A 21090-nucleotide genomic window follows, 5' to 3' on the forward strand; every position below is an offset into this window, starting at 1 on the left:
AACACGTACGATCGGCTGCATGACCGTGCCCGAATTCTCCTGCTCCCCCGGCCCTGTCAGCGACTCCGACGCCGACGTGGTGCTGCTCGCCGCCCGGCCCGCGGACTCCGGCGTGCAACTCCTCGCGCCGCCGGAGTACGAGTGGGTGACTCCGCTCCTCTCGAGTCTGGGCGCGACCGGCGCGGCCGACGAGCTGACACGCATCCCCGCGCAGGGCGGTGGTCCGGCGGTCGTGGCGGTCGCGGGCCTCGGTGAGCGAGCGGATGCCGCGGGCCTCCGACTCGCCGCCGGCAGCGCCGTGCGCCAGCTCTCGGGGACCGGTGCGGTGGCCATCGCCATCCCCGTCGAGGACGTCGACTCCGCGGAGGCCCTGCTCGAGGGTGCCGGCCTCGGCGCCTACGCGTTCAACGAATACCGCGCCGAGGCGAAGGCGCCCGTCGGCCGCGTGACGTTGCACACCGAGCTCACGGACGTTCGGCTCGAGCGGGTGCGTTCCGTCGTGACCGCCGTCGCCCGTACCAAGGACCTCGTGAACACGCCGCCCGGTGACCTCTCTCCTGAGCGACTCGCGGAACTCGCGGTCGAGGCGGCGGAAGCAGGGGGCATCTCGGCGCGAGTCTGGGATGAGGGTGCCCTCGAAGCCGACGGCTTCGAAGGCATCCTCGCCGTCGGCCGCGGTTCGAGCCGCGGGCCCAGGCTCGTACGCCTCGAGTACGCCCCCGACGGGGCATCCGTGCACCTCGCCCTCGTCGGCAAGGGCATCACGTTCGACTCCGGCGGGCTCTCGCTGAAGCCCATGGCCTCGATGGTCGGCATGAAGATGGACATGGCCGGGGCCGCCGTCGTGCTCGCGGCGATGGTCGCCCTCGCCGAACTCGCCGTGCCGATCCGGGTCACCGGCTGGCTGTGCCTGGCCGAGAACCTGCCGTCGGGCACGGCCCTGCGGCCGAACGACGTCCTGCGGGTGCACGGCGGCACCACCGTCGAGGTGCTCAACACCGACGCCGAGGGGCGTCTCGTGATGGCCGACGGGCTCGCTGCCGCGAGTGCCGAGCAGCCCGACGCGATCGTCGACGTCGCCACCCTCACCGGCGCGCAGGTCGTCGCGCTCGGCCACCGCGTGTCGGGCCTCATGGGCGACGACGCCCTGGTGGCACGCGCCCGCGCCGCGGCCGACGCCGTCGGCGAGTCGGTGTGGCCCATGCCGCTGCCCGGCGATCTCAGGGCCCTGCTCAAGTCGGATGTCGCGGATCTCACGAATACGAAGCTCGGCACGACGGTGCCCGGCATGCTCCTCGCGGGCGTGTTCCTCCGCGAGTTCATCGGGAAACGGCCCGATTCGGGCGACCGGATCCCGTGGGCTCACCTGGACATCGCGGGCCCCGCATTCAACTCCGGCGGGGCATGGGGATTCACCGGTTCAGGGGGCACCGGAGTGACCGTTCGAGCCCTCATCCGGCTGGGCGAGGACCTCTCGGCTGGGTAGTAAGGTCGTATGGGCGACATCCTCGCCCGTACACCCCGCCCCCTGCATCGAATGGGGGTGGACCGTGTCGCAGATCTGGTGCGCAAGGGAGATTGCGGTTGTCCGAGCAGAACTTTGACATTGTCATCCTCGGTGGCGGCAGCGGAGGGTACGCGGCAGCGCTGCGTGCCGTGCAGCTGGGCTTCACCGTCGGCCTGGTCGAGAAGGACAAACTGGGCGGCACGTGTCTGCATCGAGGCTGCATCCCCACGAAAGCGCTCCTGCACGCCGCCGAGATCGCCGACAACACCCGGGAGTCGTCGCGGTTCGGCGTGCGCTCGGTGTTCGAGGGCATCGACATCGCCGCCGTGACCCAGTACCGCGAGAGCATCGTGGCGAGCAAGTTCAAGGGTCTCGAGGGGCTCGTCAAGGCCAAGGGCATCACCGTCATCCGGGGTGAGGGCCGACTCGTCGCGTCGAATGCGGTGCAGGTCGGCGACGACCGCATCGTGGGCAAGAACGTCATCCTCGCCACCGGGTCGTACTCGCGCTCGCTTCCGGGCCTCGAGATCGGCGGCCGCGTGATCACGAGCGAGCAGGCGCTCGAGCTCGACTTCGTGCCGAAGAAGGTCGCCGTCCTCGGTGGCGGTGTCATCGGCGTCGAGTTCGCGAGCGTGTGGAAGTCGTTCGGCGCCGACGTCACGATCATCGAGGCACTCCCCCACCTCGTGCCCAACGAGGAGGAGTCGGTCTCCAAGCAGCTCGAGCGCGCCTTCCGCAAGCGCGGCATCGAGTACAAGCTCGGCGTGCGCTTCCAGGGCGTCACCCAGAACGACGACGGCGTCGTCGTGACCCTCGAGAACGGCGACACCGTCGAGGCCGAGCTGCTGCTCGTCGCCGTCGGCCGTGGTCCGGTCACGGAAGGCCTCGGCTACGAGGAGGTCGGCATCACGATCGACCGCGGCTTCGTCATCACCGACGACCGCCTGGCGACCAACGTGCCGGGCGTCTACGCCGTCGGCGACATCGTGCCCGGCCTGCAGCTCGCCCACCGCGGATTCGCGCAGGGCATCTTCGTCGCCGAGGAGATCGCGGGCCTGAACCCGATCGTCGTCGAGGACGTCAACATCCCGAAGGTCACCTACTGCGAGCCCGAGGTCGCCTCGATCGGCTACACCCAGGCGCGGGCAGCGGAGAAGTTCGGCGCCGACCAGGTCTCGTCGTACGAGTACAACCTCGCCGGCAACGGCAAGAGCCACATCCTCGAGACGAGCGGTTCCATCAAGGTCGTCCGCGTGAACGACGGCCCCATCGTCGGCGTGCACATGATCGGCGCCCGGGTCGGCGAGCTCATCGGCGAAGCCCAGCTCGCCGTGAACTGGGAGGCGTACCCCGAGGACATCGCGCCGTTCATCCACGCCCACCCGACCCAGAGCGAGGCCCTGGGCGAGGCCTTCCTCAAGCTCGCCGGCAAGCCGCTCCATGTGAGCTGACCCGGCGTCCTGAAATTCGACTGCAATAAGCTAGAAAGCGTCCACACGCTGTGAAGGAGACAAGCGCATGAGCGAATCCGTCAGCCTCCCGGCACTCGGCGAGAGTGTCACGGAGGGCACGGTCACCCGATGGCTGAAGAACGTCGGCGACCGTGTGGAGGTCGACGAGCCGCTGCTCGAGGTCTCGACCGACAAGGTCGACACCGAGATCCCATCGCCGATCGCCGGGGTCATCGAGGCGATCCTCGTCCAGGAGGACGAGACCGTCGAGGTCGGTACGGCCCTGGTGACCATCGGCGACGGCTCGGCGGCCGCTGCGCCAGCTGAGGCGGCGCCTGCGGCTGAGGCGGCACCGGCTGAGGCTGCTCCCGCAGCGCCTGCGCCGGAGGCTGCACCGGCAGCACCCGCACCGGAGGCGGCACCGGCAGCACCCGCACCGGAGGCGGCACCGGCAGCGCCTGCGCCGGAGGCGGCTCCTGCGGCTCCCGCGCCCGAGGCTGCTCCTGCAGCTCCTGCTCCGGAGGCGGCACCTGCGGCTCCCGCGCCGGAGGCTGCTCCTGCAGCGCCGGCGCCCGAAGCTGCTCCTGCGGCTCCCGCGCCGGAGGCTGCTCCTGCAGCGCCCGCGGCCGAGGCGGCTCCTGCAGCGCCGGCGCCCGAGGCGGCGCCCGCACCTGCCGCGGAGGCGGCTCCTGCAGCTGCATCCGCGGCCGAGGCCGCGCCGGCCCCACCGGCTCCCGCCCCTGAGGCGGCGCCTGCTCCCCCGGCCGCGGCCGCCGCGCCGGCTCCTGCCCCTGAGGCGGCACCCGCCGCTCCCCCGGCCGCACCCGCTGCGCCGGCCGCAGCACCCGCCGCGCCGGCCGCAGCACCCGCCGCGCCCTCGGGCGCGCACGCGGGCCCGAGCGGCTACGTCACACCCATCGTGCGCAAGCTCGCGAACGAACAGGGCGTCGACCTGGCCAGCATCACCGGCACCGGTGTGGGCGGTCGCATCCGCAAGCAGGACATCATCTCGGCGAACGCCGCTCCTGCGGCGTCGGCGGCTGCCCCGACGCGGACACCGCTCGAGACGTCGCCGCTGCGCGGTACGACCGTGCCGATGACGCGCCTGCGCAAGGTCGTCGCCGAGCGCGCGGTGGTCTCGATGACCTCGACCGCCCAGCTCACCACGGTCATCGAGGTCGACGTCACGCGCGTCGCGCAGTTGCGCGATCGCGTGAAGGGCGCCTTCCTGGAGAAGACCGGCAACAAGCTCTCGTTCCTGCCGTTCTTCGCGTTGGCCACGGCCGAGGCGCTTCGCGCCTACCCGATCATCAACTCGACCGTCGACGGGGACAGCATCGTCTACCCCCCGACCGAGAACATGAGCATCGCGGTCGACACCGAGCGGGGCCTCCTCACCCCGGTGATCCGCAACGCGGGCGACCTCGACATCGCGGGCCTGGCGGCGCAGATCGCCGACCTCGCCGACCGCACGCGGAACAACCAGCTGAAGCCCGACGAGCTCTCGGGCGGCACCTTCACGCTGACCAACACCGGTTCGCGTGGCGCGCTGTTCGACACGCCGGTCGTGTTCCTGCCGCAGTCGGCGATCCTCGGCACGGGGATCGTCGTGAAGCGCCCGGTGGTCGTGAGCCAGGACGGCTCCGACGCGATCGCCATCCGCTCGATGCTCTACCTCGCGCTGTCGTACGACCACCGCATCATCGACGGCGCCGACGCCGCCCGCTTCCTGACCGCGGTCAAGGAGCGCCTCGAGGAGGGCGACTTCGAGTCGGAGCTCGGCATCTAGTCGAAGATCTCCCGCAGACGCCACCCGGCCTCGCCCCTCACCACGAGGAGCGAGGCCGGTTCGCGTTCGGGGCCGGCGCGCCTGATCGCGATCAGCACGGCGTCGCCCATCTCGACGGTGACGACCGCGTCCGACGTATCGAACGCCACCAGGGGCGAGGAGTTGCCGTCGCGCGCCGCGAGCAGTACGGCGCGATCTTCGGTCTCGATGGCCGATCCGTGTTGCAGCACCTCGTCGAGGCACGCGAGGTCGAGGGTGGCGAAGCACTCCGAACGACGACCGAGCAGCCACCGCGCGGCCGCAACCGGGTCGTCGCCCGAGACTTCGCCGGGCCCGCTGACAGTTCCGTGGTCCGGCGACGTCGGCTGAGCCGACGCCTCCGGCGCCGGGCCAGCGGCCTGCGAAGGAACCGAACCATCGGGATCGACGGTGACGGGTGTCGCGTCCGCACTCGGACTCGGTCTCCCGGCGTCGGCGGTCGCCGGTGGCACAAGGGTGAGCAACAGCACGAGCGCTCCTCCGCCCACGAGGCCGCCGACGGTGAGGGCGCCACTGCGTGCTCGCAGCACCGTGCGGAGCTGTTCGCGCAGACGTGCGGCCGAAAGCCCCTCCACCGTGGCGGCCACGCGCGCGTCGAGATCATCGGGCAGCTGCGCCAGCCCGAGCAGGCGGCGGAGGCCGCCCATGGGTTGAACGGGAGCGTCGGGCAGCGGCCCGTGCGCCGCGTCGTCGGCGTCCGCCGGCCAGATGGGGGCCGTGATGCGGGCCGGAACCCGTGTCTGGCGCACCCGAACCTCGGCGCCAGCGATGGGCTCGGGCGCCGCCGCCTGGAACAGGAGCCGTTCGAGCTCGGCTTCGCAGCGCAGGAAGGGCCGGGCCTCGAGACGGCTTCGCACGAGCTCGATCGCCGCGTCGAGCGCGCCTGCCGGCCGCACGGCTAACGAGACCTCCTCGAGCAGCTCGGCCAGTGCCACATGTCCGGCACGGAGGAGCGCCGTTCGCTCGGCGGCCTGCTCTGGCCCCGGGAGACGACGCAGCGCGCCGAGCCCGATGAGCCGTGGGCGCCCGGCCTCGTCGAGCAGCAGATCGGCGGCGGAGAGTCGCGTGTGCACGAGACCGCGTGCCGCAAGCTCGGCGGCAGCCACCGTGATCGGCGCGAGGATCGTGACCGCCTCGCCGACGGTGAGGCTGCGCTCGGTGAGCAGCCGGGCGATCGACGGCCCCGGGATGCGCTCGACGGCCAGGCAGCACCGCCCGTCCTCGAGGCCCGCCACGTCGTACAGTGCCGGCAGGCTTCCGCTGGAGTCGGTCGACATGGCCTCGATCTCGGTCGCGACGGTGTCGTCGGGCACGTGCGCCGGATACACCCGCACCGCCACGAGGGCGGTCGCGACATCCGTGGGCCCATCACCGGCCGATTCGATGTCGGCGGTGGCCGCAGCATCCGCGGTTGCGAGGTAGACATCGGCCCGCTCCCCCGACGCGATCCTGCGGAGCAGCCGGTATCCGGCGAGGCCGCCTGCCAGCGGCGGCAGCGCGCCCGTGTGCCCGGCTTGCGCGGAGGCGACGTGCGGGTGACGGCGAACACGGCTCATGCCGAGATCCTCGGGCACCGGATGGCACGCAGGGGCCGCCGCCGCGTCGCCGCACGACGGCGACCCACCGCCCCGGCATGTGGAGGAGGAGTCGCACCCCGCACGACCCGCTTAGACTGGTCGGCATGCTCGACTTCGTCGTCGCGGGGCTAAGCGCCAACTCCGTGCCGTACATCGAGGGTCTCGACCTTCAGCGCGCCGTCCATCGCGCGGTCGTCGCGGGCGAACGCCCCGACACCGTCATCCTTCTGGAACACCCTTCCGTCTACACCGCCGGCAAGCGCACCGCGCCCGACGAACGGCCGACCGACGGAACCCCCGTCATCGACGTCGACCGCGGCGGCAAGATCACCTGGCACGGACCCGGCCAGCTCGTGGGCTACCCGATCCTCCGGCTCGCGGAGCCGATCGACGTGGTGGGCTACGTGCGGCGACTCGAGGGCATGCTCATCGACGTCCTCGCCGACCTCGGCGTCGACGGCCGTCGCGTCGAGGGTCGCTCTGGGGTCTGGGTCGGCGAGCCCGGCCTCGAGAACAAGATCGCCGCGATCGGCATCCGGGTCGCCGACGGCGTCACGATGCACGGGTTCGCACTCAATTGCAGCAACTCGCTCGAGCCGTACGACCGCATCGTCGCCTGCGGCATCCGCGACGCCGGGGTCACGACCATTTCGCGTGAGCTCGGTCGCGAGGTGACGCCCGAGCAGCTCGTCGAACCGATCAGGCAGCGGTTCCTCGCCGAGGCCGAGGCGGCGGTCGCGGCATGAGCACCCCACCCGAGGGGCGCCGGATGCTGCGCCTCGAGGTTCGCAACGCCCAGACGCCGATCGAGCGCAAGCCCGAGTGGATCAAGACCCGCGCGAAGATGGGGCCCGAATACCGCCAGCTCCAGCACCTCGTGAAGAGCGAGGAGCTCCACACGGTGTGCCAGGAGGCCGGCTGCCCCAATATCTACGAGTGCTGGGAGGACCGGGAGGCCACCTTCCTCATCGGCGGCTCGCAGTGCACGAGGCGCTGCGACTTCTGCCAGATCGACACCGGCAAGCCGGCCGACTACGACGTCGACGAGCCGCGACGCGTCGCGGAGTCGGTGGTGCGGATGCAGCTTCGATACTCGACCGTGACGGGCGTCGCCCGCGACGACCTGCCCGACGAGGGCGCGTGGCTGTATGCGGAGACGATCCGGGAGATCCACCGCCAGTCCCCCGGCACGGGCGTGGAGATCCTCGTGCCCGACTTCTCGGGCAACCCCGAGCTCCTCGGCGAGGTGTTCGCAGCCCGGCCAGAGGTGTTCGCGCACAACGTCGAGACGGTGCCGCGCATCTTCAAGCGCATCCGGCCGGCGTTCCGGTACGAGCGCTCGCTCGACGTCATCACGCAGGGCCGCGATGCGGGCCTGATCACCAAGTCGAACCTGATCCTCGGCATGGGCGAGGAGCGCACCGAGGTCTCGCAGGCGCTCCGCGACCTGCGCGACGCGGGCACCGACATCATCACGATCACGCAGTACCTGCGGCCGAGCCCGCGTCACCTGCCGGTCGATCGCTGGGTGCGCCCCGAGGAGTTCGTGGAGCTCAAGGAGGAGGCCGAACAGCTCGGCTTCCTCGGCGTGCTGGCGGGGCCGCTGGTGCGCTCGTCGTACCGCGCCGGTCGCCTCTGGGCACAGTCGATGCAGGCGAAGGGGCGCGAGTTGCCGCCCTCGCTCGCGCACCTCGCCGACGCGTCGCTCGGCTTCGCGCAGGCGGTCGGCTGAGGCATCGGGCTGCCGTCTCCGCCCACCGAGAACTCGGTCGGAGGCGGCGTCCGCACGCCGGTATCCTAGTCACCATGGCACGCACCAAGGACGCGGGATCCGCCCCCAAGCCCCGCAAAGAGCCCGGCCGCATGAAGCAGATGTGGCAGGTCTTCCAGATGACCCGCCGCTACGACTCGAGCGCACAGTGGCTCATGCTCCTCAGCTTCCTCGCACCCGTGCTCGTGGGCCTCGTGCTCGCGCTGTGGCTCGGCGAGGGCAACGGCTTCACGATCGCGCTGTGGATCGTGGCGGGCGCGCTCGCGGGCATCCTGCTCGCCCTCGTCATCCTGGGTCGCCGGGCCGAGCGGGCCGCGTACTCGCAGATCGAGGGCCAGCCCGGTGCGGTCGGTGCGGTGCTCCGCAGCGGTCTGCGCGGCGGTTGGACGGGCAACGAGATGCCGGTGGCCGTGAACGGCAAGACGCAGGACGCCGTGTACCGTGCGGTCGGTCGCGGCGGCGTCGCGCTCATCAGCGAGGGCCCCACCAGCCGCACGAAGCGCATGCTCGACGACGAGAAGCGCAAGGTCGCTCGCGTGCTCCCCAACGTGCCGATCAGGCTCATCTCGGTGGGCCACGAGGAGGGCTCGATCGAGCTGCACCGCCTCCCGGCGACGCTGCGCAAGTCGAAGCGCACGCTCACCAAGCCCGAGGTGCTCGCGGTCGCCAACCGTCTGAACTCCCTGCAGACCCAGCTGCCCATCCCCAAGGGCATCGACCCCATGAAGGTGCGGCCCCAGCGCGGCAAGATGCGCTGACCTGGCTCGCCGGTTCACGACAGCAGCGGCATCCGTCGATCGGCGGATGCCGCTTCGTCGTTCAGGCCCGGATGAGCACCGTGCCCGCCAGCTTGTCGTGGAAGCCGCGCTGGTCGGAGTCCCAGATGGCGGCCGGCACCACGATCGCGAGCAGCGCCGTGCGCACGATGGGGCGCCAGAAACCGACCCAGCCGCCCGAGACCGGCACGACCCGGAGCCCGACGAGGCGGTGGCCGACACTGCCGCCGATCGTGGGGATGAAGAGCACCTGCAGCACGGCGAAGATGCCGAGCGTGAGCCACGAGTAGAGCATCGAGTCGTAGGGCAGGAAGACCAGGGCGATGATCATCGCCGACGCCCAGTCGACCGCGAGTGCCGCGAGGCGGCGACCCAGGCGGCCGATCGAATTCGGACCCGTCTCGGGAAGCCCCAGCCGCTCCCCCGGCCATCGACCGGGTTCGAGTTCGCCGGAGGTTCGAGACTGGGTTGCTGGCACGCGTCGATTCTATCGACCCTTCCAGTGCGTAACATGGCGGAAACATCCGCGTCACGGTCGGGAAATCGCGTCCCGATACCGTCGCTTACGGCTGTGCAAGTCCGTCCGGTCCCCACCCGCCCCCTTGGAGTGTTCGTCACATGTTCAGTGATTCGTCTGAAGTGCTCAGTTTCATCAAGGAGACGGATGTCAAGTTCCTCGACATCCGCTTCACCGACCTCCCGGGTGTGCAGCAGCACTTCAACATCCCGGCGTCGACTGTCGACGAGGAGTTCTTCACCGTCGGGCAGCTGTTCGACGGCTCCTCGATCCGCGGGTTCGCGTCGATCCACGAGTCCGACATGCAGCTGATCCCGGATGTCTCCACGGCCTACGTCGACCCGTTCCGCGCCGAGCGCACGCTCGTCATGGTGTTCGACATCTACAACCCGCGCAACGGCGAGATCTACGCCAAGGACCCGCGTCAGGTCGCGAAGAAGGCCGAGAAGTACCTCGCCTCCACGGGCATCGCCGACACGGCGTTCTTCGCTCCCGAGGCGGAGTTCTACATCTTCGACGACGTGCGCTACGAGGTGAACCAGCACTCGAGCTCGTACTCGGTCGACTCCAGCGAAGGCGCCTGGAACTCGGGCCGCATCGAAGAGGGCGGCAACCTCGCCAACAAGACCCCGTTCAAGGGTGGCTACTTCCCCGTCTCGCCGGTCGACCAGCACGCCGACCTCCGCGACGACATCGTGCTCAAGCTCATCGAGGCCGGCCTCGAGGTCGAGCGCTCGCACCACGAGGTCGGCACCGCCGGTCAGGGCGAGATCAACTACAAGTTCGACACGATGGTGCACGCGGCCGACGACATCCTGAAGTTCAAGTACCTCGTCAAGAACACCGCCAACGAGTGGGGCAAGACGGCGACGTTCATGCCGAAGCCGCTCTTCGGCGACAACGGCTCGGGCATGCACACCCACCAGTCGCTCTGGAACGAGGGCAAGCCCCTGTTCTACGACGAGGCCGGCTACGGCGGCCTGTCCGACGTTGCACGCTGGTACATCGGCGGCCTGCTCAAGCACGCGCCCGCGGTGCTCGCGTTCACGAACCCGACCGTGAACTCGTTCCACCGTCTCGTGCCGGGCTTCGAGGCTCCGGTGAACCTCGTCTACTCGGCCGGCAACCGCTCCGCAGCCATCCGCATCCCGATCACAGGTACCAACCCGAAGGCCAAGCGCATCGAGTTCCGTGCTCCGGATGCCTCGGGCAACCCGTACCTCGCCTTCGCCGCGCAGCTCATGGCCGGCATCGACGGCATCCGCAACCGCATCGAGCCGCACGAGCCGGTCGACAAGGACCTCTACGAGCTGCCGCCCGAGGAGGCCAAGGCGATCCCGCAGGTGCCCGGCACGCTCGACGCCGTGCTCGACGCGCTCGAGGCCGACCACGAGTTCCTCCTCGAGGGCGGCGTGTTCACGCGCGAGCTCATCGAGACCTGGATCGACTACAAGCGCGAGAAGGAGATCAAGCCGCTCGCGCAGCGCCCGCACCCGTTCGAGTTCGAGCTGTACTTCGGCGTCTGAGACCCCCGCTCCCCCGGAGCGACGGCCCCGCACCTCGGTGCGGGGCCGTCGTTCGTCTCAGTGCGTGGTCGGCTCGCGGCGAGGCTCGACGCCGTAGAAGCCGCGCTCGAACACCGCTCGCGCTCGCCGCGTGACCTGGAGGTAGTCGCTCTCGAGCCGGCTCGCCGACCCGTGCGGGTAGCCCATGATGCGTGCGACGCCCTCGAGCTGCGAGCGTTCGACGGGCAGCACGTCGGTGGTGCGGTCGAGCCACAGCGTGAGCGCCGACCGGGCGCGGGAGGCGAACACCCACGCGGCGCGCAGCACGCCCGCGTCGGCCGAGGTGACGTAGCCGTGCTCGACGGCCGCCTCGAGGGCCTCGAGCGTCGAGGTCGTTCGAAGCGACGGCTCGGCGGCGCCGTGCTCGAGCTGTGCGAGCTGCACGAACCACTCGACATCCGACAGCGAACCGCGCCCGAGCTTCAGGTGCCTGGTCGGGTCGGCTCCCTGGGGCAGGCGCTCGTTCTCGACGCGCGCCTTGATGCGCTTGACCTCGCGGATGTCGTGCTCGGAGATCTCGGTGGGATACCGCACGCTGTCGGCGAGTTCGGTGAAGTCACGGATGAGTGCGGCGTCGCCGGCGACCCCGCGGGCGCGCAGCAGCGCCTGCGCCTCCCACGTGAGCGACCAACGCGCGTAGTACGCACGGTACGCGTCGAGGGAACGGGCGACGACGCCGTTGCGTCCCTCGGGCCGGAGGTCGGCGTCGAGCTCGAAGGGCAGGCGCGCGTCCTCGCTCAGGCGCACGAGCTCCGACACGATGCGCAGCGCCAGCGCCTGCGCGACCTCGGCCGAGGCATCCGTCGGCCGGAAGACGTAGACGATGTCGGCGTCGGAGCCGATGCCGAGCTCGCGGCCACCGAAGCGGCCCATGCCGATGACGGCGAACTCCAGCCCGTCGGGCTCGCTACCACGGATCGCCTCGACGAGCGCGGCGATATGGCTCTCCGTGACGTCGGAGAGACCGCGGCCGAGCTCCTCCACCGTGCACACGTCGAGGATCGCCGAGAGCGCGAGACGCAGCACCTCACGGCGGCGGATGGCGCGGAACACCTTGGCCGCGGCATCCGCGTCGCCGTGCCGCGCGAGCACGGCGCGCTTCTCGTCCTCGAGCGCCGCGAGCGGCCGCGGACGCAGCTCGTCGACGTCCTCGAGCCACGCGACGGCCTCGGGGATGCGTTCGAGCAGCTCTCCCGCGAACCGCGACCCCGACAGCACGCGCGTGAGGCGCAACGCGGCATCGGACGAGTCGCGAAGCAGCCGCAGGTACCAGTGCGTGGTGCCGAGCGTGTCGCTCAGCCGACGGAAGGCGAGCAGTCCGTAATCGGGATCGGCGCCCTCGGAGAACCATGAGATGAGCACGGGGATGAGGTGCCGCTGGATGGCGGCGCGTCGCGAGACGCCCGCCGTGAGCGCGCCGATGTGGGCGAGGGCGCCCTTCGGGTCGCGGAAGCCGATCGCCGCGAGCCGCGCCTCGGCCTGGGCGCTCGTGAGCTCGAGCTCGCCGGCCGGCAGCGCCGCCACGGCCGAGAGGAGTGGTCGGTAGAACAGCCGCTCGTGCAGCCCGCGCACCCGTTGCCGGGTGGCCTGCCACACGGCCGTCAGGTCTTCGGCGTTGCGTGCGAGACCCGAGGAGCGGGCCAGGATGCGCAGTCGCGCCGCTTCGCGTGGCATGAGATGCGTGCGACGCAGCCGTTCCAGCTGCAGCCGGTGCTCGAGCACCCGGAGCACCCGGTAGTCGCGCGAGAACTCGGATGCCTCCTCGCGACCCACGTATCCCCGCTCCGCGAGCGCCGCGAGGGCGGGCAGGGTGCCGGGCTGGCGGATGTCGGGATCGGTGGCCCCGTGCACGAGCTGGAGCAGCTGCACGGTGAACTCGATGTCGCGCAGGCCCCCCGGGCCGAGCTTCACCTGGACGTCGACCTCGTCGGCCGGGATGTGCTCGGTGACGCGTTCGCGCATGCGCTGCACCGACTCCACGAACCCCTCGCGAGCCGAACTCGCCCATACCTTGGGCGCGACGCCCGCGGCGTAGCGGCCGCCGAGCTCGAGGTCGCCCGCGAGCGGCCGCGCCTTGAGCAGGGCCTGGAACTCCCAGCTCTTCGCCCAGCGATCGTAGTACTGCAGGTGCGAGTCGAGCGTGCGCACGAGTGCGCCGTCCTTGCCCTCGGGCCTGAGGTTCGGGTCCACCTCCCAGAGCGGCGGTTCGATGCCGTGCTCGGCGATCATCCGCATCACGACCATCGCGAGGCGCGTCGCGATGTCGAGCGCGCGCGCCGTCGACACGACCTCTTCATCGGCGGACTCGGCCACGAAGATGACGTCGACGTCGCTCACGTAATTGAGTTCGCGGGCGCCCGCCTTGCCCATGCCGATGATCGCGAGGCGCGTCGCCTCCACCTCGGGGGCGGGATATCGACCGGGCGCCGCCGGATCGCCCTCGGCACGGGAGACCACGCGGCGGGCGGCTGCGAGGGCCGCGTCGAGCGCGGCCCCGGCGAGGTCGGCAAGCCCCGCCGCGATCGTGTCGACGGCCTCGATCGTGCTCGGACGGGTGAGGTCGAACACGGCGATGCCCGCGAGGAGCCGTCGGTACCGCACCCGCACGGCCGACGCCGCGGCATCGGGGAACTGGGCCTGCGGCACGTCGATCTCGTCGACCGCGGCCGACATCACGGCCCGCGCGTCATCCGCTGCGAGCGGCCGCGTCGGCACCTGCTGCAACACGGCGAGCTCGGCCGGATGCCGCAGCAGGAAGTCCGCGAACCCGCGCGACGCCCCGAGGAGCCGTGCCAGGTGTTCGGCCGAAGCGTCGAGCCGCAGCACCGCGATCAGCTCCTGCGGCGCCCGTTCCTCGAGGCGACGGAGGGCCGCGAGGGCCTCGTCGGGGTCGCCCGCGTGCGTGAGCGCGGCGAGCAGGCGCTCCTCGTCGACGCCGGTGGCGGAGGCGAGTTCCTCGAGCGAGGCGGCGGCCCGACCGAGATCGTCGAAACCCGCTCGAGCGAGTCGGCCGAGGGTGGGCGCCTGTCGTGACATCCGTCTCGCGTCAGAGGATCTCGAGGTTGCGCTGCAACTCGAACGGCGTGACCTGCGAACGATAGTCGCGCCACTCGGCGCGCTTGTTCGCGAGGACGTAGTTGAAGACCTGCTCGCCGAGGGTCTCGGCGATGAGCTCGGACTCCTCCATGTACTCGATGGCGTGGTCGAGGCTCGCGGGCAACGGGTGGTAGCCGAGCGCGCGCCGCTCGCTGTCGGTGAGCGCCCACACGTCGTCCTCGGCCTCGGACGGCAGCTCGTAACCCTCCTCGATGCCCTTCATGCCCGCCGCGAGGAGCAGCGAGAATGCAAGATAGGGGTTCGCCGCGGAGTCGATGGCGCGGTACTCGACACGCGCGCTCTGGCCCTTGTTCGGCTTGTAGAGCGGCACGCGCACGAGCGCGGATCGATTGTTGTGGCCCCAGCAGATGAAGCTCGGCGCCTCGTCGCCACCCCAGAGGCGCTTGTACGAGTTGACGAACTGGTTGGTGACCGCCGAGATCTCGTTGGCGTGCCGCAGGAGACCGGCGATGAACTGGCGACCGATCTTCGACAGCTGGTACTGCGCGCCCGCCTCGTAGAACGCGTTCGCGTCGCCCTCGAAGAGCGAGAGGTGCGTGTGCATGCCGGAGCCAGGCTTGTCGGAGAACGGCTTCGGCATGAACGTCGCGTAGACGCCCTGCTCGATGGCGACCTCCTTCACGACCGTGCGGAACGTCATGATGTTGTCGGCCGTCGTCAGGGCGTCGGCGTAGCGGAGGTCGATCTCGTTCTGACCGGGGCCCGCCTCGTGGTGGCTGAACTCCACCGAGATGCCGAGGTCCTCGAGCATGCGAACCGAGCGTCGACGGAAGTCGTGGGCGGTGCCGCCGGGCACGTTGTCGAAGTAACCCGCCGAGTCGACGGGCTGCGGGCCCTCGGGCCCGTACTTCGACGCCTTCAGGAGGTAGAACTCGATCTCGGGGTGCGTGTAGAACGTGAAGCCCCGGTCGGCCGCGCGGGCGAGCGTGCGCTTGAGCACATTGCGGGGGTCGGCGACGGCCGGCTCTCCGTCGGGTGTGGTGATGTCGCAGAACATGCGCCCCGTGGGGTCGACGTCGCCGCGCCACGGCAGGGTCTGGAACGTCGTCGGGTCGGGGAAGGCCAGGAGGTCGGATTCGTACGTGCGGCTGAGCCCCTCGATGGCCGAGCCGTCGAACCCGATGCCCTCGGTGAACGCCCCCTCGACCTCGGCCGGCGCGATCGCGACCGACTTCAGCGTGCCGACGACATCGGTGAACCAGAGCCTGACGAACTTGACTCCACGTTCCTCGATGGTCCGGAGAACGAAGTCGCGCTGCTTATCCATCCACACCCTCTCTCGCACCTCTCAGGGTAGCCGCTCGACGACCCCCGCAGCGCCGGGACGGATGTCCCGTTGTGCCAGACTGGCGGCATGCCAGAGCAGCCTGTGAACGACCCAGCATCCGCGAGCTCCTCCCTCCCCGAGACGAACCCGTACGGCGGCGCCGCGGCGACCGGTGGGCCGAAACGCGTTCGCACGCGGCACTTCCAGAACGCGAAGCGCGAGGGCATCAAGATCACGGGGCTCACGAGCTACGACATGCTGACCGCCCGAATCTTCGACGAGGCCGGCATCGACTTCCTGCTCGTGGGCGACTCGGCAGGCAACAACGTGCTCGGCTACGAGACCACCCTCCCCGTGACCATCGACGACCTCATTCCGCTCACCCGAGCGGTCGCCGGCGCGGTGCGGCGCGCGTTCGTCGTGGCCGACATGCCGTTCGGCTCCTACGAGAACGGCCCCGAGGACGCGCTCAAGACCGCGGTGCGCTTCATGAAGGAGACCGGAGCGCACGCGGTGAAGCTCGAAGGCGGGGAACGCAGCGCCAAGCAGATCCGTCGCATCGTCGGCGCCGGCATCCCCGTCATGGGTCACATCGGGTACACGCCGCAGAGCGAGCACGGGCTGGGCGGCCACGTCATCCAGGGCCGGGGCGAGGGCGTGCAGCAGCTGCTCGCCGACGGGAAGGCGGTGCAGGAGGCGGGCGCGTTCGCCGTCGTGCTCGAGATGGTGCCGGCGGATGCCGCGCGGCAGGTGACCGAGCTCCTCGAGATCCCCACCATCAGCGTGGGCGCCGGCCCCCACACCGACGGACAACTGCTCGTGTGGACCGACTGGGCGGGACTGACCATCGGCCGCGTGCCGAAGTTCGTGAAGCAGTACGCGAACCTGGCCGGCGTGCTCGGCGAGGCGGCCCGGTCGTGGCGCGAGGACGTGGAGTCGGGCAGCTACCCCGACGCCGAGCACAGCTACGAGTAACGGTCTCGAGGAGCGTCCGACCCCGTCGGGCGCTCCTCGACCACCGGGCCCATCTAGTCTTCGGCGGCCTCCTCCTCGGCCCACTTCGCGCTGTTCGCGCGCAGGATCTCGAGGGCTCGCTCCGCCTCCTCGCGGGTCTCGAACGGCCCCACCCGTTCGACCGCCGGCGACTGGAAGCCCTGCTCGACCCCACCGGTCTTCATGTTGTACCAGAACAGGTGTTCGACGTCCTCGGCCATAGGCTGATCCTATGCCCAAGGACCCCGACGGCCACCTGATCCCCGGCCGCCTGTCGCCGACCCGTGAGGTGCCATCGGGCATCGCGCGTCCCGAGTACGTCTGGCGGGCCGCGCCCACGCCGAACACCGGAGGCGACCGGTACACGCCCGACGAGGTCGAGCGGATCCGCGCCGCGGGGCGCATCGCAGCGGGCGCGATCGAGGCCGCGGCATCCGCCATCCGGCCCGGCGTCACGACCGACGAGCTCGACCGCATCGTGCACGAGTACGTGGTGGCGCACGGCGCCTACCCGTCGACGCTCGGCTACCGCGGCTACCCGAAGTCGTCGTGCACCTCGGTCAACGAGGTCATCTGCCACGGCATCCCCGATGACACGGTGCTCGACGACGGCGACCTCGTCAACCTCGACGTCACCGCCTATCTCGACGGCTACCACGGCGACCTCAACCACACGTTCCTCGTCGGCGAGGCCCGCGACGACGCGGCGCTGCTCGTCGAGCGCACACGTGAGGCGCTCGCGCGCGGCATCCGCTCCGTCGCACCGGGTCGCCAGGTGAACGTGATCGGGCGCGCCATCGAGGCGTACGCCAAGCGGTTCGGCTACGGCGTGGTGCGCGACTACACCGGTCACGGGGTGGGCCGGGCGTTCCACACGGGGCTCGTCATCCCTCACTACGACGCACCCGAGTTCGACACCGTCATGGAGCCGGGCATGGTGTTCACGATCGAGCCGATGCTGACGCTCGGCGCCATCACCTGGGACATGTGGGACGACGATTGGACGGTCGTGACGCGCGACCGCTCGCTCACGGCCCAGTTCGAACACACCCTCGTCGTCACCGAGCGCGGCGCCGACATCCTGACGCTTCCCTGAGGGGCCCGCAAGGAGCCCCGCGATAGTGTGGCGCCATGGCGACTGAGCACGCGATCGGCATCGACATCGGCGGCACGGGCATTAAAGGAGCGGTCGTCGACCTCGGCACCGGTCGGCTCGTCACGGAGCGGTTCAAGGTGCGCACGCCCGAGGGCGGCCGGCCCCGCGACATCCTGAGCGCCACCGAAGAACTCCTCGCGGGCATCGCCGAGGAGGCCGACGGCACGAAGCTGCCGCTCGGGCTCTGCTTTCCGGCGATCGTCAAACACGGCCGCACGCTCTCGGCGGCGAACATCTCCGAGGAGTGGATCGGACTGCCCGCCGAGGAACTGTTCGAAAAGTCGCTCGGGCGCGAGATCCACTTCATCAACGACGCGGATGCCGCGGGCATCGCCGAACTCCGCTACGGCGCCATCACCGGGGTCGATGGGGTCGTCATCCTCACCACCCTCGGCACGGGCATCGGGTCGGCGCTCATCAACGACGGCGTGCTCGTGCCGAACACCGAGCTCGGACACCTCGAGCTCGACGGCCACGACGCCGAGCGTCGTGCCGCCTACTCCGCCATGGAACGCGAGTCGCTGAGTTGGGAGCAGTGGACGAAGCGCCTGCAGCGCTACTACTCGCACCTCGAGTCGCTGTTCTCCCCCGACCTGTTCGTCGTGGGCGGAGGGGTGTCGAAGCACCACGAGCAGTTCCTGCCGCTGCTCGACCTGCAGACGCCGATCGTGCCGGCGGTGCACCGCAACAACGCGGGGATTCTGGGGGCGGCGTCGCTCGCGACGCGGTGAGGCGGCGCCACGCCTCAGGGTGCGAATGGGCCGGCTGATACGCCGGGTTCTGTTGACCGGGCGCTTGCGCGACACCGGCTGGACGGCCATCTCTCTCGGGGCCACGTTGCCGTGACCCTCCAGCGGCCTACCCGGGAACGGGGCGGGCCGCCCCATGGTTCCCTGTCTGGCCTTGCTCCGGACGAGGTTTACCGAGCCGACCGCGTCACCGCGGCCGCTGGTGGGCTCTTACCCCACCGTTTCACCCTTACCCCGGGCTTACGCCCAGGGCGGTCTGCTTTCTGTGGCACTGTCTCGCGGGTTGCCCCGGGTGGGAGTTACCCACCGTCCTGCCCTGTGGAGCCCGGACGTTCCTCGGCATCCGCCACCGCGCCCGAAGACGCGGCGACCGGATGACGCGACCGTCTTGCCGACCCACTCGCTCTTCCAGATTACCGGCCGAGACTGGCCTTCCGGTCCATCGCGCGGTTCGCGAGGGCGTCGGCGCGCGAGATCTCGAGGCGCGGCACCCACTCGAAGGTCGCGTGGCGGGCTCCGATCAGCTGATGCGCCACTGAGCGAGCGCACCATCAGATGCCGGATTCCTCCGTGCGCACGAGGATGCGGTCGCAGTCGGGGCAGAGCAGCACGTCGTCGGCCGCAGCCCGGCGCACGGTGTCGAGATCGGATCCCGTCAGAGTCATGTTGCACCCCTGGCACGTGCGCTGACGCAGCAGTGCCGCGCCGATGCCGGCGCCGCGCGCTCGCCGCTGCTCGTAGAACGCGAGCAGCTCGTCGGGCACTCCGCCCGAGACGACCACGCGGTCCCGTTCGGCGGCGTCGCGCTCGGCGGCCAGGCCGGCGGCGGCCTCGTCGCGGTCGGCCTCGAGCTTCTCGATGGCTGCGGCGATGGAGGCGCGCTCTCCGTCGATGCCGGCGAGCTGGCCCTCGGCGTCCTCGACGCGCTGCATGACGGTGAGCTCCTGGTCTTCGAGATCGGAGCGCCGCTTGGCGAGCGAGGCGAGTTCGGACTCGAGGGCGGTCACGTCCTTCACCGAGGACGTGTGCTGCAGCCGGTCGCCGTCGCGGGCGATGCGGGCCTCGACGATCGCAACGTCGGACTCGAGTCGTGACAGCTCGCCGCGAGCCGTTTCGAGGGTGCCGACGGCCTCGGCGCGCGTGCCGCGAACGGCGGTGTCGCGCTTCGCGAGCTCAGCGAGTTCGGCCGTCTGTGGAAGGGAACCGAGCCGATGAGCAAGCTGCTGCAGGCGGGTGTCGAGGGCCTGCAGCCTGAGCAGTTCCTGCTGGTCGGCGGGGGTTGCCTTCACGTGGTGCTCCTCGTGGGGTCGGATGGGGAAGAGGTCATCATTGCACGACCTGGAAGTCCCAGGGGTCGGTGCGGAGCTCGCTCACCTGCACGTCGAGCTCGGGATGCGCGGCGCGCAGCTCGGCCGCGGCCGCATCGAGCCAGAGCCATTCGCTCGCCCAGTGCGACACGTCGATGAGCGCGGGCCCGCCGCCGAGCAGGGCCTGCTCGCGGGCCTCGGATGCCGGGTGGTGGCGGAGGTCGGCGGTGATGTAGACGTCGGCGGCCCGAACAGCGGGGTCGCCGAGCAGGGAGTCCCCGGCGCCGCCGCACAGCGCCACGGTCTGCACCAGATCGTCGAAGTCGCCGGAGGCGCGCACGCCCGTCGCGGTGGCCGGGAGGATCTCGGCGAGGCGCCGAGCGAGTCGGCCGAGCGAGGTGGGCTCGGCGAGTCGGCCGACACGGCCAAGGCCGAGTGCCGGGTCGGCGCCCGGCACGATGGGTCGCACGTCGACCAGGCCGAGACGCTCGGCGAGCACCGCCGACGTGCCGCGCTCGACAACGTCCGCGTTGGTATGGGCCGCGAGAAGCGCGCAGTTCGCCCGGATGAGCCGGGCGAGGAGGGCGCCCTTGTAGCGGTCCTCCGCGATGGTGGTGACGCCGCGCAGGAGCAGCGGATGGTGGGCGATGAGCAGGTCGGCGCGGGTCTCGATGGCCTCGTCGACGGTGCTGCCCACCGCATCGACGGCGAAGCGTACGCGTTCGACCGGGGCATCGGGATCTCCGGTCACCAGGCCGGGCGCATCCCAGGGCTCGGCACCCTCGATCGGCCAGAGGCGATCGATCGTGGTCAGGACCTCGGCGAGTACGACTGGCACCGTCCCAGCCTAGCGCGGCGGTACCGCGCGGCTCCGGGCCCCGTCACGTGAGTCCCGACGGATCGTTTCGCCCTTCGAGCTCGGTGATGCACCGGCCCAGGTAGTCGAGGAGGTCGAGCCGTTCGGCGTCGGTGAGCCCGGCGATCATCAGCTCGTTGATCGCGGCGACCCGACCGGAAGCCTCGGCGAGCAGCGCCACGGCCGACTCGGTGAGCCGCACCGGACGGGCACGACCCGTTGGAGCCTCGTCGGCTCGAATGACGAGCCCCCGGTCCTGGAGGCCCACCAGCACGGCGTTCATGGTCTGACGGGTCACGAATGCGCCCCGCGCGAGCTCGGAGGCCGAGATCCCCGGCGTGCGCTGCAACAGCTCGAGGCACGCGTACTGCGGCGTGGTCAGCCCGAGCGGCCGCAGCGCCTCGTCGATCCGTGCGCGCAATGCGGATTGGGTGCGCTTCAGGACGTAGCCGATGACCTCTCCGAGATCGTCCATGGTCGGTCGCATGTCAGTAGCCTGACATATTCTCTGAATGTCAGCATCCTGACATGGCGATGTCAGCGACCTTACATTCCGATCGACCGAGAGAACTAGGTGACCACGATGACCGTGACCGGACCCGATTTCATCGCCGACGGGCCGTTCGGAGCGACCTTCAGCTTTCTCGACCCCG

19 protein-coding genes and 1 other RNA gene are annotated in these 21090 nt (G+C 70.6%); 10 read left to right on the top strand and 10 right to left on the bottom strand.

Translation table 11 applies throughout. The features are described from left to right. Positions 1 to 19 precede the first annotated feature (19 nt). From AB0K73_RS07210 to sucB, 3 genes are all read left to right on the top strand, one after another. Entirely contained in the window at positions 20 to 1486 is a 1467-nt protein-coding gene (locus AB0K73_RS07210) for a leucyl aminopeptidase (protein ID WP_360512102.1), read from the top strand. Positions 1487 to 1584: 98 nt separating this feature from the next. Beyond that, positions 1585 to 2958, top strand: a complete 1374-nt coding sequence (lpdA, locus tag AB0K73_RS07215; protein WP_360512104.1) for a dihydrolipoyl dehydrogenase — start codon at positions 1585 to 1587, stop codon at positions 2956 to 2958. Positions 2959 to 3025: 67 nt separating this feature from the next. Then, complete coding sequence (sucB, locus tag AB0K73_RS07220) at positions 3026 to 4747, top strand: 2-oxoglutarate dehydrogenase, E2 component, dihydrolipoamide succinyltransferase (RefSeq protein ID WP_360512106.1); 1722 nt, start codon at positions 3026 to 3028, stop codon at positions 4745 to 4747. On the opposite strand, the gene AB0K73_RS07225 is transcribed toward sucB, so the two are convergent. After that, positions 4744 to 6342, bottom strand: coding sequence for a hypothetical protein (locus AB0K73_RS07225; protein WP_360512108.1), 1599 nt, complete (start codon positions 6340 to 6342; stop codon positions 4744 to 4746). The two genes, sucB and AB0K73_RS07225, sit on opposite strands and share 4 nt — an antisense overlap. Before the next feature lie 125 nt (positions 6343 to 6467). On the opposite strand from AB0K73_RS07225, the gene lipB reads away from it, so the two are divergent. The 3 genes from lipB (at position 6468) to AB0K73_RS07240 (ending at position 8892) form a co-directional block, all read left to right on the top strand. After that, positions 6468 to 7109 (top strand): lipoyl(octanoyl) transferase LipB, encoded by a 642-nt coding sequence (gene lipB / locus AB0K73_RS07230; protein WP_360512110.1) that lies wholly within the window; start codon positions 6468 to 6470, stop codon positions 7107 to 7109. After that, entirely contained in the window at positions 7106 to 8095 is a 990-nt protein-coding gene (gene lipA, locus AB0K73_RS07235) for a lipoyl synthase (protein WP_360512112.1), read from the top strand. Before lipB ends, lipA begins: the two co-directional genes overlap by 4 nt. Positions 8096 to 8169: 74 nt before the next feature. After that, positions 8170 to 8892 (top strand): DUF4191 domain-containing protein, encoded by a 723-nt coding sequence (locus AB0K73_RS07240; RefSeq protein WP_360512114.1) that lies wholly within the window; start codon positions 8170 to 8172, stop codon positions 8890 to 8892. A gap of 61 nt (positions 8893 to 8953) precedes the next feature. Here the strand turns inward: AB0K73_RS07240 and AB0K73_RS07245 are convergent, their stop codons facing one another. After that, on the bottom strand, positions 8954 to 9388 hold the full coding sequence (locus AB0K73_RS07245; protein ID WP_360512116.1) for an RDD family protein: 435 nt from the start codon (positions 9386 to 9388) through the stop codon (positions 8954 to 8956). Positions 9389 to 9528: 140 nt separating this feature from the next. On the opposite strand from AB0K73_RS07245, the gene glnA reads away from it, so the two are divergent. Further along, complete coding sequence (gene glnA, locus AB0K73_RS07250; protein WP_360512118.1) at positions 9529 to 10953, top strand: type I glutamate--ammonia ligase; 1425 nt, start codon at positions 9529 to 9531, stop codon at positions 10951 to 10953. A 57-nt stretch (positions 10954 to 11010) separates the two neighbouring features. Here glnA and AB0K73_RS07255 read toward each other — a convergent pair whose 3' ends face one another. Both AB0K73_RS07255 and AB0K73_RS07260 read right to left on the bottom strand, forming a co-directional pair. Continuing rightward, on the bottom strand, positions 11011 to 14028 hold the full coding sequence (locus AB0K73_RS07255) for a bifunctional [glutamine synthetase] adenylyltransferase/[glutamine synthetase]-adenylyl-L-tyrosine phosphorylase (protein ID WP_360512121.1): 3018 nt from the start codon (positions 14026 to 14028) through the stop codon (positions 11011 to 11013). Between the two features lie 10 nt (positions 14029 to 14038). After that, a complete protein-coding gene (locus tag AB0K73_RS07260; RefSeq protein ID WP_360512123.1) occupies positions 14039 to 15376 on the bottom strand; it encodes a glutamine synthetase family protein in 1338 nt (445 codons plus the stop codon). A gap of 87 nt (positions 15377 to 15463) precedes the next feature. Here AB0K73_RS07260 and panB point away from each other — a divergent pair, with 87 nt between their 5' ends. After that, positions 15464 to 16351 carry a 3-methyl-2-oxobutanoate hydroxymethyltransferase gene (gene panB, locus AB0K73_RS07265; protein ID WP_360512125.1) on the top strand — a complete coding sequence of 296 codons (888 nt, stop codon included), beginning with the start codon at positions 15464 to 15466 and terminating at the stop codon, positions 16349 to 16351. Between the two features lie 53 nt (positions 16352 to 16404). Here the strand turns inward: panB and AB0K73_RS07270 are convergent, their stop codons facing one another. Continuing rightward, positions 16405 to 16590 carry an SPOR domain-containing protein gene (locus AB0K73_RS07270; RefSeq protein ID WP_360512127.1) on the bottom strand — a complete coding sequence of 62 codons (186 nt, stop codon included), beginning with the start codon at positions 16588 to 16590 and terminating at the stop codon, positions 16405 to 16407. Between the two features lie 11 nt (positions 16591 to 16601). Between AB0K73_RS07270 and map the strand changes: the two genes are divergently transcribed. Both map and ppgK read left to right on the top strand, forming a co-directional pair. Beyond that, positions 16602 to 17465 carry a type I methionyl aminopeptidase gene (gene map, locus AB0K73_RS07275; RefSeq protein WP_360512129.1) on the top strand — a complete coding sequence of 288 codons (864 nt, stop codon included), beginning with the start codon at positions 16602 to 16604 and terminating at the stop codon, positions 17463 to 17465. Between the two features lie 35 nt (positions 17466 to 17500). Then, positions 17501 to 18256, top strand: a complete 756-nt coding sequence (gene ppgK, locus AB0K73_RS07280; RefSeq protein WP_360512131.1) for a polyphosphate--glucose phosphotransferase — start codon at positions 17501 to 17503, stop codon at positions 18254 to 18256. A 22-nt stretch (positions 18257 to 18278) separates the two neighbouring features. Here the strand turns inward: ppgK and rnpB are convergent. The 5 genes from rnpB to AB0K73_RS07305 all read right to left on the bottom strand — a co-directional run bounded on the left by rnpB (position 18279) and on the right by AB0K73_RS07305 (position 20924). Further along, positions 18279 to 18673, bottom strand: an RNA gene (rnpB, locus tag AB0K73_RS07285) — RNase P RNA component class A. Between the two features lie 14 nt (positions 18674 to 18687). Next, entirely contained in the window at positions 18688 to 18810 is a 123-nt protein-coding gene (locus AB0K73_RS07290; protein ID WP_360512133.1) for a hypothetical protein, read from the bottom strand. Positions 18811 to 18825: 15 nt separating this feature from the next. Beyond that, positions 18826 to 19563, bottom strand: a complete 738-nt coding sequence (locus AB0K73_RS07295; RefSeq protein WP_360512135.1) for a C4-type zinc ribbon domain-containing protein — start codon at positions 19561 to 19563, stop codon at positions 18826 to 18828. 37 nt (positions 19564 to 19600) lie between these two features. Then, entirely contained in the window at positions 19601 to 20419 is an 819-nt protein-coding gene (locus tag AB0K73_RS07300; protein ID WP_360512137.1) for a Nif3-like dinuclear metal center hexameric protein, read from the bottom strand. A 43-nt stretch (positions 20420 to 20462) separates the two neighbouring features. Then, positions 20463 to 20924 (bottom strand): MarR family transcriptional regulator, encoded by a 462-nt coding sequence (locus AB0K73_RS07305; protein WP_360512139.1) that lies wholly within the window; start codon positions 20922 to 20924, stop codon positions 20463 to 20465. Positions 20925 to 21090 lie beyond the last annotated feature (166 nt).

Source organism: Agromyces sp. NPDC052230, from assembly GCF_040679595.1.
In the GTDB taxonomy this organism is placed as follows: Bacteria; Actinomycetota; Actinomycetes; order Actinomycetales; family Microbacteriaceae; genus Agromyces.

Excerpts from the sequence above, each read along its gene's own strand:
- AB0K73_RS07210 (WP_360512102.1), top strand. The coding sequence starts at position 20 with ATGACCGTGCCCGAATTCTCCTGCTCCCCCGGCCCTGTCAGCGACTCC.
- sucB (WP_360512106.1), top strand. The coding sequence starts at position 3,026 with ATGAGCGAATCCGTCAGCCTCCCGGCACTCGGCGAGAGTGTCACGGAG.
- AB0K73_RS07225 (WP_360512108.1), bottom strand. The coding sequence starts at position 6,342 with ATGAGCCGTGTTCGCCGTCACCCGCACGTCGCCTCCGCGCAAGCCGGG.
- lipB (WP_360512110.1), top strand. The coding sequence starts at position 6,468 with ATGCTCGACTTCGTCGTCGCGGGGCTAAGCGCCAACTCCGTGCCGTAC.
- lipA (WP_360512112.1), top strand. The coding sequence starts at position 7,106 with ATGAGCACCCCACCCGAGGGGCGCCGGATGCTGCGCCTCGAGGTTCGC.
- AB0K73_RS07240 (WP_360512114.1), top strand. The coding sequence starts at position 8,170 with ATGGCACGCACCAAGGACGCGGGATCCGCCCCCAAGCCCCGCAAAGAG.
- glnA (WP_360512118.1), top strand. The coding sequence starts at position 9,529 with ATGTTCAGTGATTCGTCTGAAGTGCTCAGTTTCATCAAGGAGACGGAT.
- AB0K73_RS07255 (WP_360512121.1), bottom strand. The coding sequence starts at position 14,028 with ATGTCACGACAGGCGCCCACCCTCGGCCGACTCGCTCGAGCGGGTTTC.
- AB0K73_RS07260 (WP_360512123.1), bottom strand. The coding sequence starts at position 15,376 with ATGGATAAGCAGCGCGACTTCGTTCTCCGGACCATCGAGGAACGTGGA.
- panB (WP_360512125.1), top strand. The coding sequence starts at position 15,464 with ATGCCAGAGCAGCCTGTGAACGACCCAGCATCCGCGAGCTCCTCCCTC.
- AB0K73_RS07270 (WP_360512127.1), bottom strand. The coding sequence starts at position 16,590 with ATGGCCGAGGACGTCGAACACCTGTTCTGGTACAACATGAAGACCGGT.
- map (WP_360512129.1), top strand. The coding sequence starts at position 16,602 with ATGCCCAAGGACCCCGACGGCCACCTGATCCCCGGCCGCCTGTCGCCG.
- ppgK (WP_360512131.1), top strand. The coding sequence starts at position 17,501 with ATGGCGACTGAGCACGCGATCGGCATCGACATCGGCGGCACGGGCATT.
- AB0K73_RS07305 (WP_360512139.1), bottom strand. The coding sequence starts at position 20,924 with ATGCGACCGACCATGGACGATCTCGGAGAGGTCATCGGCTACGTCCTG.